18 protein-coding genes and 1 pseudogene are annotated in these 20,015 nt (G+C 38.8%); 1 reads left to right on the top strand and 18 read right to left on the bottom strand.

Annotated features, from left to right (window positions below):
• Positions 1 to 12: 12 nt before the first annotated feature.
• Entirely contained in the window at positions 13 to 645 is a 633-nt protein-coding gene (locus ACZSMY_RS07865) for an Rpn family recombination-promoting nuclease/putative transposase (protein WP_465147646.1), read from the bottom strand.
• A 52-nt stretch (positions 646 to 697) separates the two neighbouring features.
• Here ACZSMY_RS07865 and ACZSMY_RS07870 point away from each other — a divergent pair, with 52 nt between their 5' ends.
• Complete coding sequence (locus ACZSMY_RS07870) at positions 698 to 2,734, top strand: copper-translocating P-type ATPase (RefSeq protein ID WP_042533284.1); 2,037 nt, start codon at positions 698 to 700, stop codon at positions 2,732 to 2,734.
• A 75-nt stretch (positions 2,735 to 2,809) separates the two neighbouring features.
• Here the strand turns inward: ACZSMY_RS07870 and ACZSMY_RS07875 are convergent, their stop codons facing one another.
• From ACZSMY_RS07875 to ACZSMY_RS07955, 17 genes and pseudogenes are all read right to left on the bottom strand, one after another.
• A complete protein-coding gene (locus ACZSMY_RS07875; RefSeq protein ID WP_042533282.1) occupies positions 2,810 to 4,147 on the bottom strand; it encodes a D-serine ammonia-lyase in 1,338 nt (445 codons plus the stop codon).
• Between the two features lie 90 nt (positions 4,148 to 4,237).
• Positions 4,238 to 4,807: a GNAT family N-acetyltransferase gene (locus tag ACZSMY_RS07880; RefSeq protein ID WP_042533280.1), complete on the bottom strand. Its 570-nt coding sequence runs from the start codon at positions 4,805 to 4,807 to the stop codon at positions 4,238 to 4,240.
• 142 nt (positions 4,808 to 4,949) lie between these two features.
• Positions 4,950 to 5,336, bottom strand: a complete 387-nt coding sequence (locus ACZSMY_RS07885; RefSeq protein WP_042533278.1) for a hypothetical protein — start codon at positions 5,334 to 5,336, stop codon at positions 4,950 to 4,952.
• 277 nt (positions 5,337 to 5,613) lie between these two features.
• A complete protein-coding gene (locus tag ACZSMY_RS07890) occupies positions 5,614 to 6,072 on the bottom strand; it encodes a hypothetical protein (RefSeq protein ID WP_042533276.1) in 459 nt (152 codons plus the stop codon).
• A gap of 13 nt (positions 6,073 to 6,085) precedes the next feature.
• The gene (locus ACZSMY_RS07895) at positions 6,086 to 6,886 is read right to left on the bottom strand and encodes a DUF3100 domain-containing protein (RefSeq protein WP_042533274.1); all 801 of its coding nucleotides are present in this window, start codon (positions 6,884 to 6,886) and stop codon (positions 6,086 to 6,088) included.
• Positions 6,887 to 6,901: 15 nt separating this feature from the next.
• Entirely contained in the window at positions 6,902 to 7,801 is a 900-nt protein-coding gene (locus tag ACZSMY_RS07900; RefSeq protein WP_465147647.1) for an NAD(P)-dependent oxidoreductase, read from the bottom strand.
• A 114-nt stretch (positions 7,802 to 7,915) separates the two neighbouring features.
• The gene (locus ACZSMY_RS07905; RefSeq protein ID WP_212928302.1) at positions 7,916 to 9,367 is read right to left on the bottom strand and encodes an aldehyde dehydrogenase family protein; all 1,452 of its coding nucleotides are present in this window, start codon (positions 9,365 to 9,367) and stop codon (positions 7,916 to 7,918) included.
• 83 nt (positions 9,368 to 9,450) lie between these two features.
• Entirely contained in the window at positions 9,451 to 11,076 is a 1,626-nt protein-coding gene (locus ACZSMY_RS07910) for a helix-turn-helix domain-containing protein (protein WP_212928301.1), read from the bottom strand.
• Between the two features lie 179 nt (positions 11,077 to 11,255).
• Positions 11,256 to 11,762 (bottom strand): O-acetyl-ADP-ribose deacetylase, encoded by a 507-nt coding sequence (locus tag ACZSMY_RS07915; RefSeq protein WP_042533266.1) that lies wholly within the window; start codon positions 11,760 to 11,762, stop codon positions 11,256 to 11,258.
• Between the two features lie 405 nt (positions 11,763 to 12,167).
• Positions 12,168 to 12,788 carry a nitrite reductase gene (locus ACZSMY_RS07920; RefSeq protein WP_289585323.1) on the bottom strand — a complete coding sequence of 207 codons (621 nt, stop codon included), beginning with the start codon at positions 12,786 to 12,788 and terminating at the stop codon, positions 12,168 to 12,170.
• A 128-nt stretch (positions 12,789 to 12,916) separates the two neighbouring features.
• Positions 12,917 to 13,195, bottom strand: coding sequence for a glutaredoxin family protein (locus ACZSMY_RS07925; protein WP_289585322.1), 279 nt, complete (start codon positions 13,193 to 13,195; stop codon positions 12,917 to 12,919).
• A gap of 36 nt (positions 13,196 to 13,231) precedes the next feature.
• On the bottom strand, positions 13,232 to 13,906 hold the full coding sequence (locus ACZSMY_RS07930) for a hypothetical protein (RefSeq protein WP_368901357.1): 675 nt from the start codon (positions 13,904 to 13,906) through the stop codon (positions 13,232 to 13,234).
• A gap of 99 nt (positions 13,907 to 14,005) precedes the next feature.
• Positions 14,006 to 14,599 carry a YdhK family protein gene (locus ACZSMY_RS07935; protein WP_465147763.1) on the bottom strand — a complete coding sequence of 198 codons (594 nt, stop codon included), beginning with the start codon at positions 14,597 to 14,599 and terminating at the stop codon, positions 14,006 to 14,008.
• A gap of 7 nt (positions 14,600 to 14,606) precedes the next feature.
• Positions 14,607 to 17,033, bottom strand: coding sequence for a heavy metal translocating P-type ATPase (locus ACZSMY_RS07940; protein WP_465147648.1), 2,427 nt, complete (start codon positions 17,031 to 17,033; stop codon positions 14,607 to 14,609).
• 87 nt (positions 17,034 to 17,120) lie between these two features.
• Positions 17,121 to 17,327, bottom strand: a complete 207-nt coding sequence (gene copZ / locus ACZSMY_RS07945; RefSeq protein WP_042533234.1) for a copper chaperone CopZ — start codon at positions 17,325 to 17,327, stop codon at positions 17,121 to 17,123.
• A gap of 74 nt (positions 17,328 to 17,401) precedes the next feature.
• Positions 17,402 to 17,749, bottom strand: coding sequence for a metal-sensing transcriptional repressor (locus tag ACZSMY_RS07950; protein WP_289585318.1), 348 nt, complete (start codon positions 17,747 to 17,749; stop codon positions 17,402 to 17,404).
• A gap of 561 nt (positions 17,750 to 18,310) precedes the next feature.
• Positions 18,311 to 20,005, bottom strand: a pseudogene (locus ACZSMY_RS07955) (FAD-dependent oxidoreductase).
• Positions 20,006 to 20,015: the final 10 nt, after the last annotated feature.

Genomic DNA, 20,015 nt, shown 5'->3' on the forward strand with positions numbered 1-20,015 from the left:
CCCATCTCTTTTCTATTTCAAGTATTGTTTGACGTCTTCTATGGTTTCCAATTCATCTATATGATCTATTATTGCTTCCAGTGTGCTTATTTCCTGTTCGTGTATCTTTTTCTTTATATCTTCTGAAGGTGGAGCTACAAACTTTGTGATTAATCGAATTGTGGTATTGGCTATACCTTCCGCTCTGCCTTCTTCCTTCCCTTCATTCCGAAAAATCTCCGCTAATGTCATTGTCAACTCGCTTCCTTCTTGATAAGTGTTTCCTATATGGTCGATTATATCATAAAATTGTTTTTTGGTAAGATGCCGCTGGACACGGAAAATATAATAAAACAACGTCTTCAAATACGCTGTGGCTCTTGCTTGATCCTGCAGCTGCCGCAGGTAATCGACTGCCTGATAGATGGTATTTACCACGGCGTGGATATCCTTTTTGCGGATATCCCGAAACACCATCAGAATAATTCGCAGGAACACATTCAATTGGACATTTTCGTCTTTATAACCAGATACATCGTATAGAAAAAATTCATAATCAGGGACATATTTCTGCAGATCGGGCGGGAAATCCTTATACTCTTCCAGCAGGTACAAACGAAAGTTCGCTGACCATAAAAATTCCCTCTCAAGATTGAATAATTTCATGTTTCGCAAATACCTTGCAGGGGTATAATAAAAGGAAAGGAGTGGATTACAAATGCATGAACAACATAATCATCACAACGCGCATCATTCCGACCATGAACATCATCAAGAGAAGCATCATGCTCATTCCCACCACGATCATCATGAGCATATGATTGCAGATTTTAAAAAGCGGTTTTACATTTCGCTTGTACTGGCACTGCCGATTATTCTGCTTTCGGATATGATTCAGTCGTTCTTTAATTATTCGCTAACATTTGCAGGGGACCATTGGGTTGAGCTCATTCTGGCATCTATTATTTTCTTCTACGGCGGCTGGCCATTTTTAACAGGTGCTGTGGACGAATTAAAACAAAAATCTCCTGGAATGATGACCCTGATTGGATTTGCAATTACTGTAGCCTATGTTTATAGTGCCGCTACTGTATTGGGTTTGGAAGGTCATGATTTATTCTGGGAATTAGCAACACTGATTGCCATTATGCTGCTGGGGCATTGGATAGAAATGAAATCTGTCAGCAAAGCCTCTGATTCCATGGAATCATTAGTAGAGCTGATGCCACAGGAGGCAACCAAAATAGACAAAACGGGCAACACCGAAGTCATCCCCGTTTCAGAGCTAAAAAAAGGGAATCATGTTCTGATTAAACCAGGTGAAAAAATACCAGCAGATGGTATCATTATTAACGGAAAATCCTCTGTGGATGAATCCATGCTGACTGGCGAATCGGTCCCTGTTGAAAAACAAGTGAAAGATGAAGCAATCGGCGGTTCAATTAACACATCTGGTTCATTGACAATTGAGGTTTCTAAAACAAGTGAAGAAGGCTATCTTTCACAGGTGGTTCAGCTTGTTAAAGAAGCACAGGAAAGTAAGTCAAAAACGCAAAAGCTTTCCGACCGTGCAGCAAAATTACTGTTTTATGTTGCTATAACTGCCGGAATCCTTACATTTGTTATTTGGATTTCTCTTGGCTATGGAATGGAAGAAGCGATGACACGAATGGTAACAGTTCTCGTTATTTCCTGTCCACACGCCTTAGGGCTGGCAATTCCTTTGGTAGTTGCCCGTTCCACTTATCTGTCAGCTCAAAACGGTTTGTTTATCCGTAATCGTGCAGGCTTTGAAGATGCACGAAAAATCGATACAGTCGTATTTGATAAAACAGGCACGTTGACCAAAGGGGAATTTGCTGTAACAGATATTATTTCCAGCAGCAATATAACCGAAAAAGAGCTTCTGCAAAAAACAGCTTCTATTGAAGCACAGTCGGAGCATCCGATTGCTGCAGGGGTTGTTGCGTCTGCGAAGAAGCAGCAAATAAACTTGACCACACCAGAAACCTTTGATTCCATAACAGGTGCAGGTGTAAAAGCAAAATTGGAAGGTTCCTGGCTTCTAGCAGTAAGCCCCGGTTATATGGATAAAAACGGAATCCCTTATGATAAAGAAGCTTTTAACCAGCTTGCTGATGCAGGTAAAACAGTAATTTTTGTTCTGGAGGAAGAACAGTTCATTGGAATGATTGCCCTTGCTGACCAAGTCAAAGCTTCCTCCAAAGAAGCTGTACGCCGTTTACATGAGCTTGGCATTGAAGCACAGATGCTGACTGGTGATAATCAGACCGTAGCGACCGGCGTGGCCAAAGAAATCGGCATTGACCACGTTATCGCTGAGGTGCTCCCAGACCAAAAAGCCGATCAAATCAAACAGCTGCAGGCAAATAAAAAAAGAACAGCGATGACCGGCGACGGCATCAATGACTCCCCTGCTTTAGCCACTGCTGATTTAGGCGTAGCAGTCGGGGCCGGTACAGATGTCGCGATGGAAACAGCTGATGTTGTCTTAGTGAATAGTGACCCGGTCGATGTTGTTTCCATCATAGAGCTTTCCCGCTCAACCTATCGCAAAATGATTCAAAACCTTTGGTGGGCAGCAGGCTATAATATTATTGCCATTCCATTAGCAGCAGGAATACTAGCCCCTTGGGGCATTGTACTAAACCCTGCCGTTGGCGCAGTATTAATGTCACTCAGTACGATTATGGTAGCGTTCAATGCCAGGTTATTGAAAAATAAACATGCCTAAAGAAGGCCTCTGCCATGTAGAAAAACGCAAATCGGCTGGCGCGTCTGATTTGCGTTTTTTCTATTCTTTCAATAATCACCTTATATCAGGATTGTTTTTATATTCCAGTCCCTTTTGATATTCCGCTTCCTGAATGTCACCCGGCACCATGCTTCCACCGGTAGCCCAAATTAAATGCGTATCTCCATCGGTCACTTTCAGTTCATTTTGAACGACATAAGAAGGTCCCATCAACCCGGTTACAGCAGAAGGTTCCAAATGAATGCCCTCTGCATCAGCCATTTCTGCAATTAGGCGGAACATTTGCTCATCACTTACCGTATAAATTCCTTCTAACAGCGGCTCCATGACTTTTCCGACAAAACCAGAGGGTCTGCCGACAGCTAGCCCATCTGCGGCTGTTTGATTGTCTAATCCAAAGTCATTGACGGAAATCTCATTATGCAGTCCTGTCATCATTCCGACCAGCATACAAGGGGAATGAGTCGGTTCTGCAAAATAACATTTTACAGCGTCACCAAAGATAACCTTCAAACCAAACGCAACACCGCCCGGGCCTCCGCCGACACCGCAAGGCAAGTAAACATGGAGCGGCTTCTCCGGACTCACTTGAATTTCCCGTTCTTCGAATTGCTTTTTCAAACGAATAGCTGCCACCGTATATCCTAAAAATAAATCCTTAGAATTTTCATCATCGATGAAATAGCTTTTCGAATCATTTTCAGCTTCTTTTCTTCCCTCTTCCACTGCCTTGCTATAATCAGATGGATGCTCCATAACCTGAACTCCGCGCGATCTTAACAAATCTTTTTTCCATTGCTTTGCATCTGCAGACATATGGACAATGACTTGAAAACCAAGCTTGGCGCTGATGACGCCGATACTCAGACCCAAATTACCTGTAGAGCCTACAAGAATCGTATACTGCGAGAAAAATTCCCGATACGTTGCTTCCGTCATTTTACTATAATCATCTGTTTCGGATAACAAATGATGCTCCTGTAACAGGGTTTCTGCATATTTGAGAACTTCATAAATACCGCCTCTGGCTTTAATCGAACCGGAAATCGGCAAATGACTATCCAGCTTTATGTAAAATGCACCAGGGATTTTTTGACCTGTAATCGTTTCGATTCTGGCCTTGATTTGATTCCCTTCTATCAGCGGTGATTCAATAATTCCCCTGTCCTTTTCCGTTTCGGGATAGGCCTTTGCTATAAAAGGTGCAAATCGTTTTAAGCGTTCCTCCGCATCTTTCATATCTTTTAATTGAAGCGGCTGGTCTTGCAATGCTTCCTTATTATCCTTCACACCTGGATTACTCCAATAAAACGGGGTGTAATTTAATATGGGGCCCAGATCCGGAAATTCTCTGATCCATTTCTCCATCGGTTTCCCCTTTACGATTGTCATTATCCTGTCACCTCTTTTTGAAAATTGTTCTGTTAAGCTAGATTATAACACTCTCCACTTAAAACAAATAATTTGATGGCAGGTATTCTATTATGTTTTTTCTTCGCTTAACCACGTTTCCCTCGTTAATTTCATTTGCATAGAATCGATCCATTCCCCTTCAAATTCCAGCTCGTTTTCATTGATGCCAACTTTCACAAAACCAATTTTTTCATAAACATGCCTCGCCCTTGGATTAAATTCCAAAACGTCCAGGGTCAGATAATGAAGTGTCGTGTTTTTAAACACATAATCGATAAGAAGCTGTGTCGCCTCTGTTCCTAAGCCGCGATTTCTCCCCTGTGGACCGATAAGTATTCTGAAATTCATACTATGCGTGGATTCGTCGTATAAATTGATTACTGCTTCGCCCACCAAAATGTCCAGGAATGAATCAACAATAGCCAAGTCCAGACGGTCCGTTTGAGTGTGTCTTGAACGGTACCAGCCAAGAATATTTTCTTCTTCCTCCTCAAAGTCAAAATCCATATCGCTTCCAGTTAATTTTAAAACTTCCTCATCCGTCAGGCATGCATTTATATGAGGAAAATCTTCTTCCTTAAATGGCCGAAGTGTAACCTTTTCACCTTTCAGCCAAGGTTTATGACTTAAATCTATCATACCGCAGCTCCCCCTTTTTCATTAACATACATGGATATAGTCCTAATTTCCAATGAAAGCCATTCTTTTTCAATCGAATTGACACAAAGAAAGTCATAGAAAAAGCACCTTGTTATCTGCCTGACTTAACAAGGTGCTCTGCTTATTTCTTAAACGCTTTATATATAAAATAACCAATGATACCAATCACTGCATAAACTGCAAAAAAGACAATAAAGCCCCATAAGCCCATGACAGCATCAGCAAATTCCATATTTCCGCGTTGTGTATAGGCCTGCTGAATCTCCACAGCAAATACAAGGACGACCATTACGGTAAATGTGTAGAGAAAAGCCAAAATGGCAATACTCCACTTTATTTTAGATAGAATTTTAAATACTACATAGACAATAAAGAAAGTTACGATTCCCAGGATACCAAAAATCCAGAAATGCAATTCTTTATCTGTCATATTCGAACCAAATGTACTGGCAATCACATCATGCATATCATTGATTAAATCGACAATCAACATAATTGCTTCCCTCATAGCAGACTCCCCTCTGTCAGAAAATGCTTATAATCATAGCCTACACGAAAACAAAAAATAATTCCTTACTTATCTCTTTAAATTTATACAGCTTTACGCAATCAAAGGAAGTATGATAATGGGGAACATGTTCATCTTGGAATAGCAATATATATATGCTTATTGTTAGGTGTGAATGTTGAGTTATTTAAAAAGATTATTTATGCCGTACACGATTTATACATAACTCGCTGTATTCATTAAGACTATATTCTTTAAGAACAGCGCTACTTATCATTTAAATAATTCCTTGGAATCGCAATATAATTTCTGCAATTAATGCCGAACCTATAAATGTTCCTAACATGACTAAGCTTGCCACAACAATCGTCTTCCATCCTAATTTCACAAAATCTGTCCACGAACGGCCGATGGCAATACCGGCATAAGCTAATATAGGCGTTGCAAGTGCGAGAAGCTCGACCTGACTCGTCCATTCAACAATTTTCTCCGAACCGGGCATCCATGGCATAGATACCAGAACGCCTATCAGTGAAATATAAGCAATACTCGGGAAGTTAACCGGTATAAGTTCTCTTAAAATAAATCCAGCTAAACAAATCAGTATGAGTGTGATCATCCCAGGAAGCGCTGTTAATGGCATAATTTCATAGCCTGCCCAATTTCCTATAAGGGCTGTAAACCCAAAAATAACTAATAATAATGTCCATTCTTGTATGTTTTTTAATAACATCATTAAGCCCTCCTTATCATTTAGACGATCTGCTTCGAGTCATCACACGGTATATTTTTTCTGTCAGCGGCAAACCAATAAACAGGCTGACCCATAGTCCAGTTGAAAGTGATAATAAATTACTTGCTCCAGCAAATGCGACAATTTGGGTCTCTAAATCTGGAAATGCAGCTACGAGCGAACCGCTGGCTGCTGCCATCATACTGCCGCTTCCTACTCCTGAGGCCATGGCAAAAGAAAGCGGATTTAACGGAGTAATCGTTGCAAGAAGACCGGAAATCAGCCCCAAGAATACGGCTCCAAAAACCGTTCCAAAAATATACATTGCCATAACACCGCGGCCTTCCGGAGAATTAACTCCAAATTTATCCATGATCAGCCCTACATTTGGCTCTCTCCCAATCGAATGAGTCATTCCAACAGCTTCTCGTTTCAACCCCAGCCAAATTGCAACAGGGAGAGCAAATAGTATTGTCCCTAAATTACCAAGTTCTTGCAAAAGCAATGCCGGACCTGCAGCAATTACTTCCGGTAAAGATGGGCCAATGATAACTCCGATTTTTGCTAATAATAAAGCAACTCCGAGCACAATAATAGGCTCTGCATTTTTTGATTGCTCTTCTTTAACCAATGGGGTAAAAAATAAAACCAGCCCGATAATTAAGGCATATAGCATAGGTAAAAGTAAAATTACTCCGGGACCGACCGTGATACTAAATTGTCCAATTGCTTCTGTTATCAAAACAATGACAAGTACGATAGCATGCAAACGCCAATCCTTCCATAACCCCATAACTGTACTGGATTTTTTACTCATTTTGGAACCCTCCTTTTAATTTTTATTCAGCAATTCTACTTTTCTTAATTGACCAATCATTTCATAGACAGCTGTAGAATCTTTATGATTCTTCCCGTTATAACTGGCGATTTGAAATAATTGGTGTGCGGATTGACTGGAGACCGTCGGGATTTGCTGACCTTCAGCAAGGTCCCGGTATAAATTCATATCTTTCATCATATTCGCTAATGAAAATTTCACATCATTAAATGTGTCTTTTAACATATTTGCTCCAAAAACATCCATTACACGTGTTTGCGCAGATCCATTTTGTAAAATAGAAGCAATTTTCTCCTTGGAAACACCCGCCTTTTCACCAGTAATAAGTGCTTCACTCAACAAGGTGATTACTCCTCCAACCACCATGTTATGACACAATTTCACAATTTGTCCTGCACCGCTTTCCCCTACGTATTCGATATTCTCCCCCACCGCTTCTAAAACAGGTAATACCTCTGGAAAAGCTTGTTCGCTTCCTCCGGCCATAATCGTCAGCGTACCATTATGAGCACCTTCCGGACCGCCGCTTAATGGGCAATCAAAATATTCTATTTCATATGTTTTAGCGATTTCATGCAATTGTCTTGTAATTGCTACATCATTTGTGCTCATATCTAAGATATAAGCCCCTTTCTTCATCACAGAAAATGCTCCCTGCTCTTGATCTGTCATTAATTGCTGAATAACGGAAGGAGACGGCAGGGATAAAATTATAACATCAACCAATTTTGCTAATGTTCTAACATTTTCAGCACCAATGGCTCCTTTATCCGTCAATGCCTGTACAAGTTCATCATTAATATCAAAAACATGTACATGATAATCTTTTTTTAATAAATTGGAAGCAATTCCAGCTCCCATTAATCCGCATCCGACGATTCCTATATTTTTCACGAAACTCTCCCTTTCCTGGTTGACTTCATTTAGATAATAGACAGACGGCGAATATCAGGTTTATTAGAATATAGATGTGCATTCCAGGATATGAGCCGTCTGTTTATTATCTTTTTATGCTTTAATATAAACAGTTTTATACTCTGTCCAAAAATCTAATGCTGTTGACCCTTGTTCACGAGGACCAATGCTGGATGCTTTTTTGCCGCCAAATGGATATTGATTTTCAAAATAATTAGACGGTATATTCACATGTGTAACCCCCGATTCAATTTCACGAATAAAATGAAACGCTTTATTCATATCATTGGTATATATCGTTGACGAAAGCCCAAATTCATTATCATTCGCCAGCTCAATTGCTTCCTCATACGTATCTACTATTGTAATTCCCATTACCGGACCAAAAATTTCTTCCCGGTTAATCGTCATTTCCTTTGTTACATTACTGAATATGGTCGGCAAGACAAAATATCCTTTGTCCTTTCCGTCGTCTGTCAAACGCTTTCCTCCATATTCCAATGTGGCTCCTTCATCTATAGCAGAGTGAACATAATGTAAATAGGTGTTTAACTGTCCTTCATCAATTACCGGGCCATTATCTACGTTCTCTGTAAATCCATCAGCAATAACTAATTTTTCTGCCCGTTTTACTAATTTTTCAATTAATTCTTTTGCGATAGACTTTAATACAATCACACGGCTGGTCCCTGTACAACGCTGTCCATTATCTAAAAACCCGCTAATCACCAGATTTTCAACCGTTTCGTCAATATTGGCATCTTCAAGAATAATAGATGGATTTTTTCCGCCCATTTCAGCCTGCATTTTTGCTCCGCGAGCCGTTACAGCTTTTCCAAGCGCCAATCCTACATCCGTTGATCCTGTAAACGATACAGCCTTGATTTTCGGATGATTTCCAATAGCGCTCCCAATCACGCCGCCAGGTCCTGTCACCATGTTAATTACTCCAGCCGGTACCCCAGCCTCTTCAAATAATTCCATGATTTTCACACTAATTAGCGACGTATTGCTTGCAGGCTTAAAGACTACGGTGTTTCCTGCGATAATTGCAGGAGCTATTTTCCAAATCCCGATACCTAACGGAAAATTATAAGGAGCTATTACACCAACCACCCCGAGTGGTTCTCGAATAGTATAGCCGAAGATATCATTATCTTGAGAAGGTATGGTTTCACCTGTCAGTCTGGTTGCTTCTCCGCTAAATTGCTTCATCGCCTCAATCGTTTTACGTACTTCTCCATGTGCCTCCCGGAGTGATTTGCCAACTTCTTTTGTAATAATGACAGCCAATTCTTCCTTATTGCTTTCAAGAAGCTGAATCAAATTGAAAATGACATCCCCTCTTTTCGGAGCTGCTGTGCGCGACCATTTTAAAAAAGCGTTTTCAGAAGCTTGTATAGCTAACTCGACATCTTCCTCATTAGATTGTTGGAAAAAGCCTACTATTTCATCTGTTTTTGCAGGATTTATGCTTGCGTATGTTTCATTTGTTTTTGATGGAACCCATTCCCCATTTATAAAATTAAAATACGTATTGCTCATTTCTAAATAGCCTCCTTTGAATACTTGATATATTTCATCTTAAAATGAAAGCGCTTAAAATTAAATAGGGCGAGCAACAAAGATTACCCATCTTTTTTGTTGCTCGCCACATATAGACGAAAGGCTATCACGAAATCAATCCAATCCTTCTCATCATCAAATTGAATGTCTAATGCTTCCTCTATTTTTCGTAAACGATAGTAAAGTGTATTGGCATGTATATGCAAATGCTCAGCAGTTAGTTTATGATTTTTATTTAAATGGATAAATACTTGAAGTGTTTCAATAAAGCTTTCATCCAGAGAATATAAATGCTGCAGCTTATCATGCATAAACATTTTCAGAACATCCTCGTCTACTTCATATAAAAGCCTCTCAACTCCCAGCATAGCATATTCAACTATCTCCATCTGGTGATGTTTGGCATATCCAATGGAGCGAATAGCTTCCTGATAGGAAACAGACAGTTCCTTTATATTCGTTTCTCTGCCAATACCATAAATAACCTCCATGTTATTCCAATATTTTTTTATTTGTTTAATAAGCTCATATAAACGATTCTTTTTTGGCTCCGGTACAATAACAATTACCTGAAAGGTACGCGTAAAAATTAAACTGTCTATTCCCAGTGACTGACTAATTCGCTCTATTGACTGGATAAATCGTTCTTTTTCTATTAATTTATCTAGCTGCCATAATGATTTATCCTTCCCTTCCATTATCATACATTGCACAGTCCAATCTTTCTTCCATTTCACATATTGTAAAGCATGCTGCAGATCTCTATCTGAAATTCCTTCCATTAACTGATTAAACACTTCTTCTCTGAAATGGATTTCTTTTTCAAAAAGCGCATTGTTTTTAACCAATTCTAATGCAATGGGAAGGCTTGCTTGTTCAATAGCAATTTTGCTCATATAAGAAAAATCATTAAAGGCTTTTTCAAATTTCAATAATCCCAGCCTTTCATTTCCTCTTACAATAGGAAAAATATTTTCTTTATCGTATTCTTTTATCTCATGATCAAACTGAACCGGCGATTCAATAATTTTTTCCAATAAAGAAATGACATTTTCAATGCCTCGCCCTTCAATAATTAATTCATAAAATTGATTATGAATAGCATACGATTGTCTCAGTAAATTATTTTTCTCCTTTAAATCCTGGTAAACATTCGAATTATCGATTGCGATAGCCGTTTGATCCGCAACCACTTCAATAACCTGCATATCCTCTTTTGTAAATATATTTTTACGGCTGAAATTATTGACAACAACCATGCCATAGCAGCGGTTCTTATTTACAATCGGAACAACAAATGTGCTTTTTATTTTTCTTTCTTTGATTCCTTTATAATAATATTGATAATTTTTTGCAGTCATATTTTTCATATAGTCATCAATTTCTTCTTCCGAAGTGAATAGTTTTGACTTTTTTTCTTGAAACACCCTGCCAGCAATCGATTCACCGGGAGCGAATGCAATTTTTTCAAATGCTTCCTTATTCACATCCTGCCCTTCAGCAAATTTAAGTGTTTTCGTTTTTTCATCATATAAATAGATAATAAAAACTCCTGACACATCAATTAACTCCGTGGCTGCTATAATAACACTTTTTAGGATTTCTTCTATTTTTAATGACTTTGTCAGCATTTTATTTATTTCCAGCAGTTTTTTTGCTTTATGAATATCCTTAAAGTTTTCATCCATTCATTTCACCACTTTTCCAAAAGTCTAAATAAATAATTTATTTATTATCTTATCACAATTACTTTAAAATAATTGTGATATCTCAAAGTATCACGATAAAATGCCTCGACAAACACAAAACGCCCCTGGAGTTAGATGATTCCATCTAATTCCAGGGGCTGTCGTACTATATATAAGAATTATCCCACAATGGATGCATACCATTTTTGAAACAAGGTAAAGGCTTCTTCGTCATACGCAATAAGATACACACGCATCTCATTCTCTGATAAAAAGTCATGAATGACTGAGACAGCAATGTTAAACGCTTGTTCCTTTGGATATCCATAAACGCCGGAAGAAATAAGCGGAAAAGCAATACTTTCCATTTGATACTCCTTCGCTAAAGCAAGCGAATGCTTGTAGCAGTCGGCCAATAGCTTTTCTTCATTTCTTTGCCCACCGTGCCAAACTGGTCCGACAGTATGGATAACATATTCAGCCGGCAGCTGATAGCCTTTTGTTATTTTCGCTTGACCTGTTTCACAGCCGCCAAGGTTCCGGCATTCCTCATACAGTTCAGGTCCTGCCGCCCGGTGAATTGCTCCATCAGCCCCGCCTCCTCCAAGCAAAGTAGAGTTAGCAGGATTTACAATAGCAGCTGCATTGACTTTTGTAATATCACCTTGAATGATGTTAAAAGACATAAACGTCCCTCCAGGTAAATTATTAATCCTTCTAATCTAGTTATTTCCCATTTTCATAATAGAGAAATGACTGCATAGGAAAATACAAAAAATAACATTAAAACGGATAATACTTATTGGTAGCTGGATGATTATGAAGCGTCTGTAGCTGACTTATGTAATATAATTATAAGGAAGTGAGGTTTGTGTTGCAAATAAAGATGGATTCATTTACAAAAACCACTAATTTTTATTTATCTTACATATGGTAATAAATAGAAAAAGACGTCTCTATCTTCCATGAAAGAATTAGCAACGTCTTTGTGCCATGTATATTTCATTATATTTGGGAGTGTAAACTAAACTGTGTAAGTAAGAGCACACGGCTAACAATGCAGCTTAGTTTACACTCCCTGAAGCTTCGCTTTATATATTTACCAGCCGCTCTTTTCCGATTCTTCTCCAGAATTTAAAGAAAGTCTCTCTTTTCTTGCCGAGCTGTGCATAGCTATCGATGATTCTCTCTATAATCACGTATAATTCTTCCGGCTCCAGATTCTCTTTCAGAAGCATCCCCACTTCTGCATCGAATCCATTTCCTTTTCCACCTACATACAAATTGTACTGATCCTTAAATTTCAAAACGCCTATATCGCTGACCATTGGTTCTCCACAGCCAATCGGACAGCCTGTATAAGCCATCTTTAGTGTGAAAGGAACTTGTTTGCCTGCAAATCGCTTATTAAGTTCTTTTGCTACAGGCATCCCTTCCCGCTCTTCTCCTTTACAAAAATTGCAGGTTCTCAAGCTCTTAACGTAATTTCCCACTGGATAACAAGATAACCCAACATGTTTAAATTCTTGTATTATTTCTTCTTTTTTGTTTTCCGGTATTTCGATATAAAGCTGTTGAAAAGTGGTTAATTCCAGCTCTTCATTTGCATCCATATATTTAGAGATGGTCAGCAGCTGGTTGGCATTTAATTTTGATCCGAATCCGATACCTCCATTGACGGCGATTTTAATCTTTTTTCCATCACTCTCCATATAAACTCCCCCCTCTTTATACTTTTTCATCATTTTTATACAATACATTGGTAAGGTATTTTTAATGACAGAAAAGAAATGGACTCCATAAAGAAATAAAATCTCTTTACGGAATCCATTTCTTTCTCTTAGCTGACTTCTAACAGCTTTTTGATTTCTTCTTTATTTTGCTCAAACCCGGTCATGCTTTTCGCTTTTTTCCTTAAACCCAGCATAGACGATCGAGAAAAAACAATACCGGGAACGATTCTATTTCCTGTTATCTTTTTTAATTCCTTCTCTTTTTCAGGCTGTTTTGCTAAGTCATATTGCTTATGCTGGATTTGATGTTCTTCCAAGAAGTTTTTCAAATCCTGGCAATCTGAGCAAGTTGGTCTAGTATAAATTTCCAAATGATATGCAGCCATTTATTAACTTACCTCCTCCAGGTATGATGATATCACTTATTTACTTACTTCAATATTGAATGAATAAGTGTGTACCTTATTATTAAATTCAAATTCTGACCAAATTTTATACATGCCCTGCTTTGGAAAATGAGCATGGAATGTCGTTGTGTCGTCAGAATCTGGATGAACATGGATATATTGTTCTGCTGCTTCATCTACAATGACTACATGCCCCAAAGCACCTAAATACGGTTCAGGAGTTTCTCCATGCATATTAAAATCTAAAGGTACTGCTTTTCCGGTCTCTGCTTTGACGTCCTCTAACGTAACAGTTTTACCATCTACTTCTTTTGTCCAATCATCGTCAGGCTTTAAGACAGCTTTTCCTGTTTCCTCCGTTCCAACCTGAACTGGACTTGGAGCTACCTGATATGCTTTTTCCTTTGATGTAATATCAACAAAGGCTTTGTACGTACCATCCTTTAAAGGCTGGTTAATAGTATAAAGTCCTTCCTGCTCTTTTTCCGGATGCAAATGATAATACTGTTCCAAGTCATTCGATACCATAATAAAATGCATTTCTTTTTCATGTGCCAAAGCCAGCTCCGGCGCTTTTCCGGCATTATCCTCTAAGGCGATAGATATTTTTCCGTCCTTATACGTTACATTTACTTTTACCTCTGATTCACCTGAATGATTATGGTGGTGATGGTGATGACTATGATCCATATTTACTTCCTCCTTTGATTTTTTCATATGATAATTCACAGCATTTCCGTTTGCCTCAACAGATTCTATGAGAAGAACTTTTTTACAAAAGGGTAACTCTTAATTTGCCGGTGATAACTCTTCCTCTGTTACCCATTTATGGTATTGAACTTCTTCTCCAGTATCTGTGGTTTCAAAATCAACCATATAGACAGTGATTTCATCTGCCGAATCGATTTCCGCATGAGCACCGTCCATTCCTTCCATATGATCGGCATTCAATACAACCTCCGTACCAGGATCTAATGGGGCAGCATCTGGATTTTCCAACTCTTCATGGATGACCCACTTATGATTCTCGATCTTCTTTCCATCTTCTGTCGTATAAGATACGGTGTAAACCGTTGTATCAAATGCACCGGAGACTTCCGCAACAGCACCATCCATTCCTGGCATATGATCGGCACTTATGATTGCCTCACTGCCGATTTCAAATGTCGGTTCCTTTGCTTCTTGAAGACCTGCAGGGATGTCTCCAGAACTGGACATTTCTTCAGCTGAATGATCCATCCCTTCATGCTCATGCTCATGCTCATCTGCGTGTTCATCGTGTCCCATTTCTCCGCTTGCCAGTGGATTTTGCCCAGTAATAATCGCAAACGCTGCGAAAACAGCCACTACATAGATAATCCCTAAGGAAACCCATTTCTTAATGGACATATTATTGGCCCCCTTTTAATTTCAATCGTTGTAATCGTAAAGCATTTAGTACAACGGATACTGAACTGAATGCCATCGCTGCTCCGGCAACCCATGGAGCGAGCAGTCCAATTGCTGCGACTGGAATGGAAGCTGAGTTATAGAAAAAAGCAAAAAACAGGTTCTGTTTGATATTACGCATTGTTTTTGCACTAATTTGTACACTGTCTGCTACGCTATTTAAATCGCCGCGCATCAGCGTAATATCCGCTGCTTCAATCGCTACATCTGTTCCTGTACCAATCGCCATGCCGATATCTGCTACAGCTAACGCTGGTGCGTCATTGACACCGTCACCAACCATGGCTACTTTTTTGCCTTCCTGCTGAAGTTTTCTAACCTCATCTGCTTTTTGCTCGGGAACGACTTCTGCGATAACACGATCTATTCCTACCTGTTTTCCAATTGCATCAGCTGTCCGCTGATTATCTCCAGTCAGCATAATGACTTCTAATCCTTGCTCGTGCATTCTTTGGATAGCTGTCTTAGAAGTCTCTTTCACAGTATCTGCCACCGCAATAACACCCGCTAATTGATTTTCCAAACCAATTAACATCGCTGTTTTCCCATCTGATTCAAGGTCTGCCATATTATCTTCTACAGAAGAGACATCAATATTCTCTCGCTTCATTAGCTTTCTTGTACCGACAAAAATCATTTTCCCATCTACAGATGCTTGAATACCGTATCCCGGTATCGCTTCAAAAGAATCGGTTTCTTGAATCTGAACGCCTTTTGCTTTTGCACCTTTTACAATTGCTTCTGCCAATGGATGTTCAGAATTATTTTCAGCAGAAGCGACGAAAGCGAGCACTTCTTCTTCTGTAAATCCTTGCTCAGGCAGAACATCTGTTAATTCAGGTTCTCCTTTGGTTACTGTTCCTGTTTTATCTAAAACAATTGTGTTCAGGTTACGTGTATTTTCTAAATACTCTCCGCCTTTAAACAAAACTCCCAGCTCTGCTGCTCTGCCTGAACCGGCCATCACAGATGTCGGAGTAGCCAGACCAAGCGCACATGGGCAGGCGATGACCAATACCGTAATCGCAGGGACTAAAGCAGAGCGTAAATCGCCAGGTGCAACAAAGAAATACCATACAAGTCCCGTCACAAGCGCTATTCCCACAACGATTGGAACAAATACGCCAGACACTTTGTCAGCAACACGCTGAATGTCGGCTTTACTTCCTTGTGCTTCCTCAACTACCTTTACAATTTGAGACAGGGCTGTATCCTTACCAACCTTGGTAGCTTCCATCGTCAGCAAGCCATTTTTATTAATGGTTGAACCAATAGCTACATCTCCTGTCTTCTTATCAACAGGAATACTTTCCCCAGTAATCATCGATTCATCAACTGCTGATTCCCCTTTTACGATTTGACCATCCACAGGGATTTTTTCACCAGGACGTACCATAACCATATCACCAACGATTACTTCTTCAATTGCAATTTCTTGTTCTTCTCCGTTTCTGATGACGCGGGCAGTTTTTGCCTGCATCCCAAGCAACTTTTGTATTGCCTGACCAGTTCTTCCTTTGGCACGAACTTCAAATAGTTTTCCAAGCAGGATTAATGTGATAATAACTGCCGCTGCTTCAAAATAAAGCTCTGGCATACCCGCCTGCCCTTGTACCTGCCACTCGTAGCCGAGGAAAATACTATAAACAAAAGCAACCGTTGTTCCTAATGCAACAAGGACATCCATATTCGCACTGCCATTTTTCAATGCTTTATATGCGGATTTATAAAATTGTGCACCGACAATAAATTGGACGGGCGCCGCTAATGCCAGCTGTACCCACGGGTTCATCAGCATATCCGGTGAATAGATGAACGACGTAAACTCAAAGTGTGTCACCATCGTCCATAATAATGGAAGGGTTAAAATGGCTGAAAAAATAAATTTCCCTGTCTGATGTCGAATTTCTTCTCCTTTATTATTTGCTGTTTCTTCTTTAGATGATTGCACTTTTAAGCTGTAGCCTAATTTTTTTACAGCTTCCATCATATCGCCTGCAGTAACTTGGCCTTGGTCATAATCTACTGCTACGTTTTCTAAAGCAAAGTTGACAGAAGCGTTAGAAACACCTTCCATTTTATTTAATCGTTTTTCAATTTTATTGGCGCACGCTGCACAGGTCATACCCGATATATCAAATGTTTGCTTATCATGCGCAACATGATAGCCTAATTTTTCAATTTTATCTTCAAAATCCTGCACATTTGTTTTATCAGGATCATAAACAACCTTTGTTTTTTCAATTGCAAAGTTGACATTTGCATTTTCCACGCCTTCTATTTTGTTGAGCCCTTTTTCAATTCTATTGGCACATGCTGCACAGGTCATGCCTTGAATTTGTAAGTTTACTTCCTTTTGTGCTCCCATTTTCTCCACCTCTCTTATACCCTTTGGGGGTATTAAAAATTCAAAAAGGAAATCGTGCTGCTGAAAGCACGATTATCCCCTTCTTATTTAAGCGACATCATAGCCTTGTTCTTCAATTACTTCTGTAATTTCTTTTAAATTTACTTTATCAGCATGGTAGGTTACGTCTACTTTTCCATCTTCTAAATGTACTTTGACAGATTCAACTCCATCCAATTCTCCTACGTTGCCCTCAATTGAGTTGACGCAATGGCCACAAGACATTCCTTGAACATTTAGCGTTTTATTTTCCATGTAAATTACCTCCTAATTTTTAATTCACCTTCATATTACCATACCCTAGATAGGTATTGTCAAGTTAAAAATTTTTACTTCATTATTTTTGAGATAGTTGTCATAAACTCTGCAACAATTTCTGGGTCCTTAATCTCTAACCTATCCATTACACATGTGTTTATATGGCTTTCCAGAAGCAGCCTTGAAACAGAATGCAATGCAGATTGCACCGCCGACACTTGCGTTAAAATATCATCACAATATACATTCCGGTCAATCATTCGTTTAACACCTTTGACCTGCCCTTCAATCCGGTTCATGCGATTCATTAAATTTCGCTGAAGCTCATCTGTCATATGCGTGCTGGTATCTTCTCCATCTTCAGCGCAACACATTTTCTTCTGTTCGATCGGAGCCATTTGTTCAGCTGTCTTACCCATATCTATTCTCCTTTCTTGTTTCAAGGATTATTGATTATTCAACCTAATCCGCTTCTAAATACCCTTATATAGTATGCAAACAAATAAAAGTCCATCTATTTTAATCAACAGGTAGTATATGTAAAATATTATTTTCTATTCTTTTTATTAATAATAGCCAGAGTGAATTATTTCAAAGCGGCTATGACAACTCCCAAAAAACGCATTACTTACTTATTATTATGCGAATAACAAATCTAACTTCCTGCTTTTTAGGAAAAGTATCTTTAGCATCGGAAATTTAATTCATTGAGTAAAATACATGTATTTTACTTTGAAACGTAATATTTTATTAAAAATGAGAAAACATTCTTATTATGAATATTCTTGATTCAATAGGTGATAAATTAAATCCATTCTCTTTTTATTCTCAAAATCTAATTGATAAAAATGGTATATATTTAGCTTTATTGTACAAGTTATTACATGAAAACCAAATCATCTATAGTAATAGGAAAACGCACTTTTTTCAGCAGAAAAAAGTGCGTTTTCTTTCCATACCTAATGATAATATAACTATCTTTACTTAAAATTATACGCTGTTACAATCTTCTCTCTATTCATAGACAAATCATTAAAGTATTCATACAGATTAATGCCTAAATAGGACCCAGAAATATTATATACTTTCTCATAACCTAAGTTATTTAGAGCCATTACCATGTTGTAGCTTCGTTGACCTGACCGGCAATGTATATATACAGGTTCATCTTTCGGAATTTCTGTTAATCTGTCTCTAAATTCACTTAAGGGAATATTTATTGCATGTTTTAGATGACCAGCATTGTACTCTCCTTTTTCACGGGCATCAATGATAAAAGCATGATTCTCCACTAACTCACGTACACAGGAAACCTTTACTTCTTTATATCGGCCTTCTAATTGATTTAATGCTACAAGCGCTGCATGATTAACAACATCTTTTGCCGTTCCCAGCATTGGAGAATACGTTAATTCAAGTTCTTTTAAATCATCTAAAGTCCCATTCATCGTGATTATCGTTGCAATGACATCGATCCGTTTATCGACATTACCTTTTCCAATCGCTTGTGCACCTAAAATCCGCCCTGGCGGGTATTCATATACTAATTTAAAATGCATTGGATTACTATTTGGCATCAAACCTACTTTATCTCCAGGCATCACATAGACAGAATCAGATGATATACCGGCTTGTTCCGCTGTTCTGACATTTAAACCAGTGGAAGCTGCATTTAAATCAAAAAGATGAATAGAGGAAGAGCCAATAACCCCTTGATTCCTGCTTCGAATTCCATACATATGATCTGCAGCTGCTCTGGCCTGCTTCTGGGCAGGTCCCGCCAGTGCTAACCTGGCCGGTTTGTGTAATAATCGATGGTATACTTCTATGGCATCTCCGACTGCATAAATATTTGGATCACTTGTAACGTAATTCGTATCCACTTTGATGGCGCCTGTTTCACCGATTTAAAGACCTGCTTCTTCCGCTAAGCGCGTTTCTGGTCTGACACCAATCGCTAAAACAACTGCCTCTGCTTTTATCCTTCTTCCAGAATTGGTCTCTACAAAACCAGCATCTATTTTTGCTAAGCCGTCATCTAAAATAAGATTGACTCCTTGGTCAACCATTTCTTTATGGAGAATCTGGACCATATCGTAATCAAATGGAGGCATTACTTGACTGGCAAACTCTACTAAAGATATATGATAGCCTGCCAGCTTTAGATTCTCAGCAATCTCCACACCAATAAATCCCCCGCCAATCACTGCAATATTTTTTATATCTTCTTGCTTTATGAAGTCATTCATATTTTCAATATCAACCACATTACGAACTGTGAACACGTTGGGATGATCGATGCCATCCAAATTTGGCCGAATTGGTTTCGCTCCAGGTGAAAGAACTAAAGAATCATACGGTTCTTCGTAAGTTCTATCCGCAATCAGATCTTTAATAGTAATTGTTTTTTTATCACGATTAATTTTCATAACCTCTTGATTTACTCTTGCTTCAATATTATATCGGTTTTTAAATATATCTGGATTCATTAAAACAAGATCTTGACTATCTTCTACAATTCCACTTAAATGATAAGGTAAGGAGCAATTCGAGAAAGATACATGCGGACCTTTTTCAAGCATAATAATTTCGGCATGTTCATCTAATCTTCTTACTCTGGCAGCAACGTATGCTCCGCCAGCAACTCCTCCAACAATTAATATTTTCTTCCCCATTGCTATCACA

This window comes from Oceanobacillus sp. B139/18 (assembly GCF_055524595.1).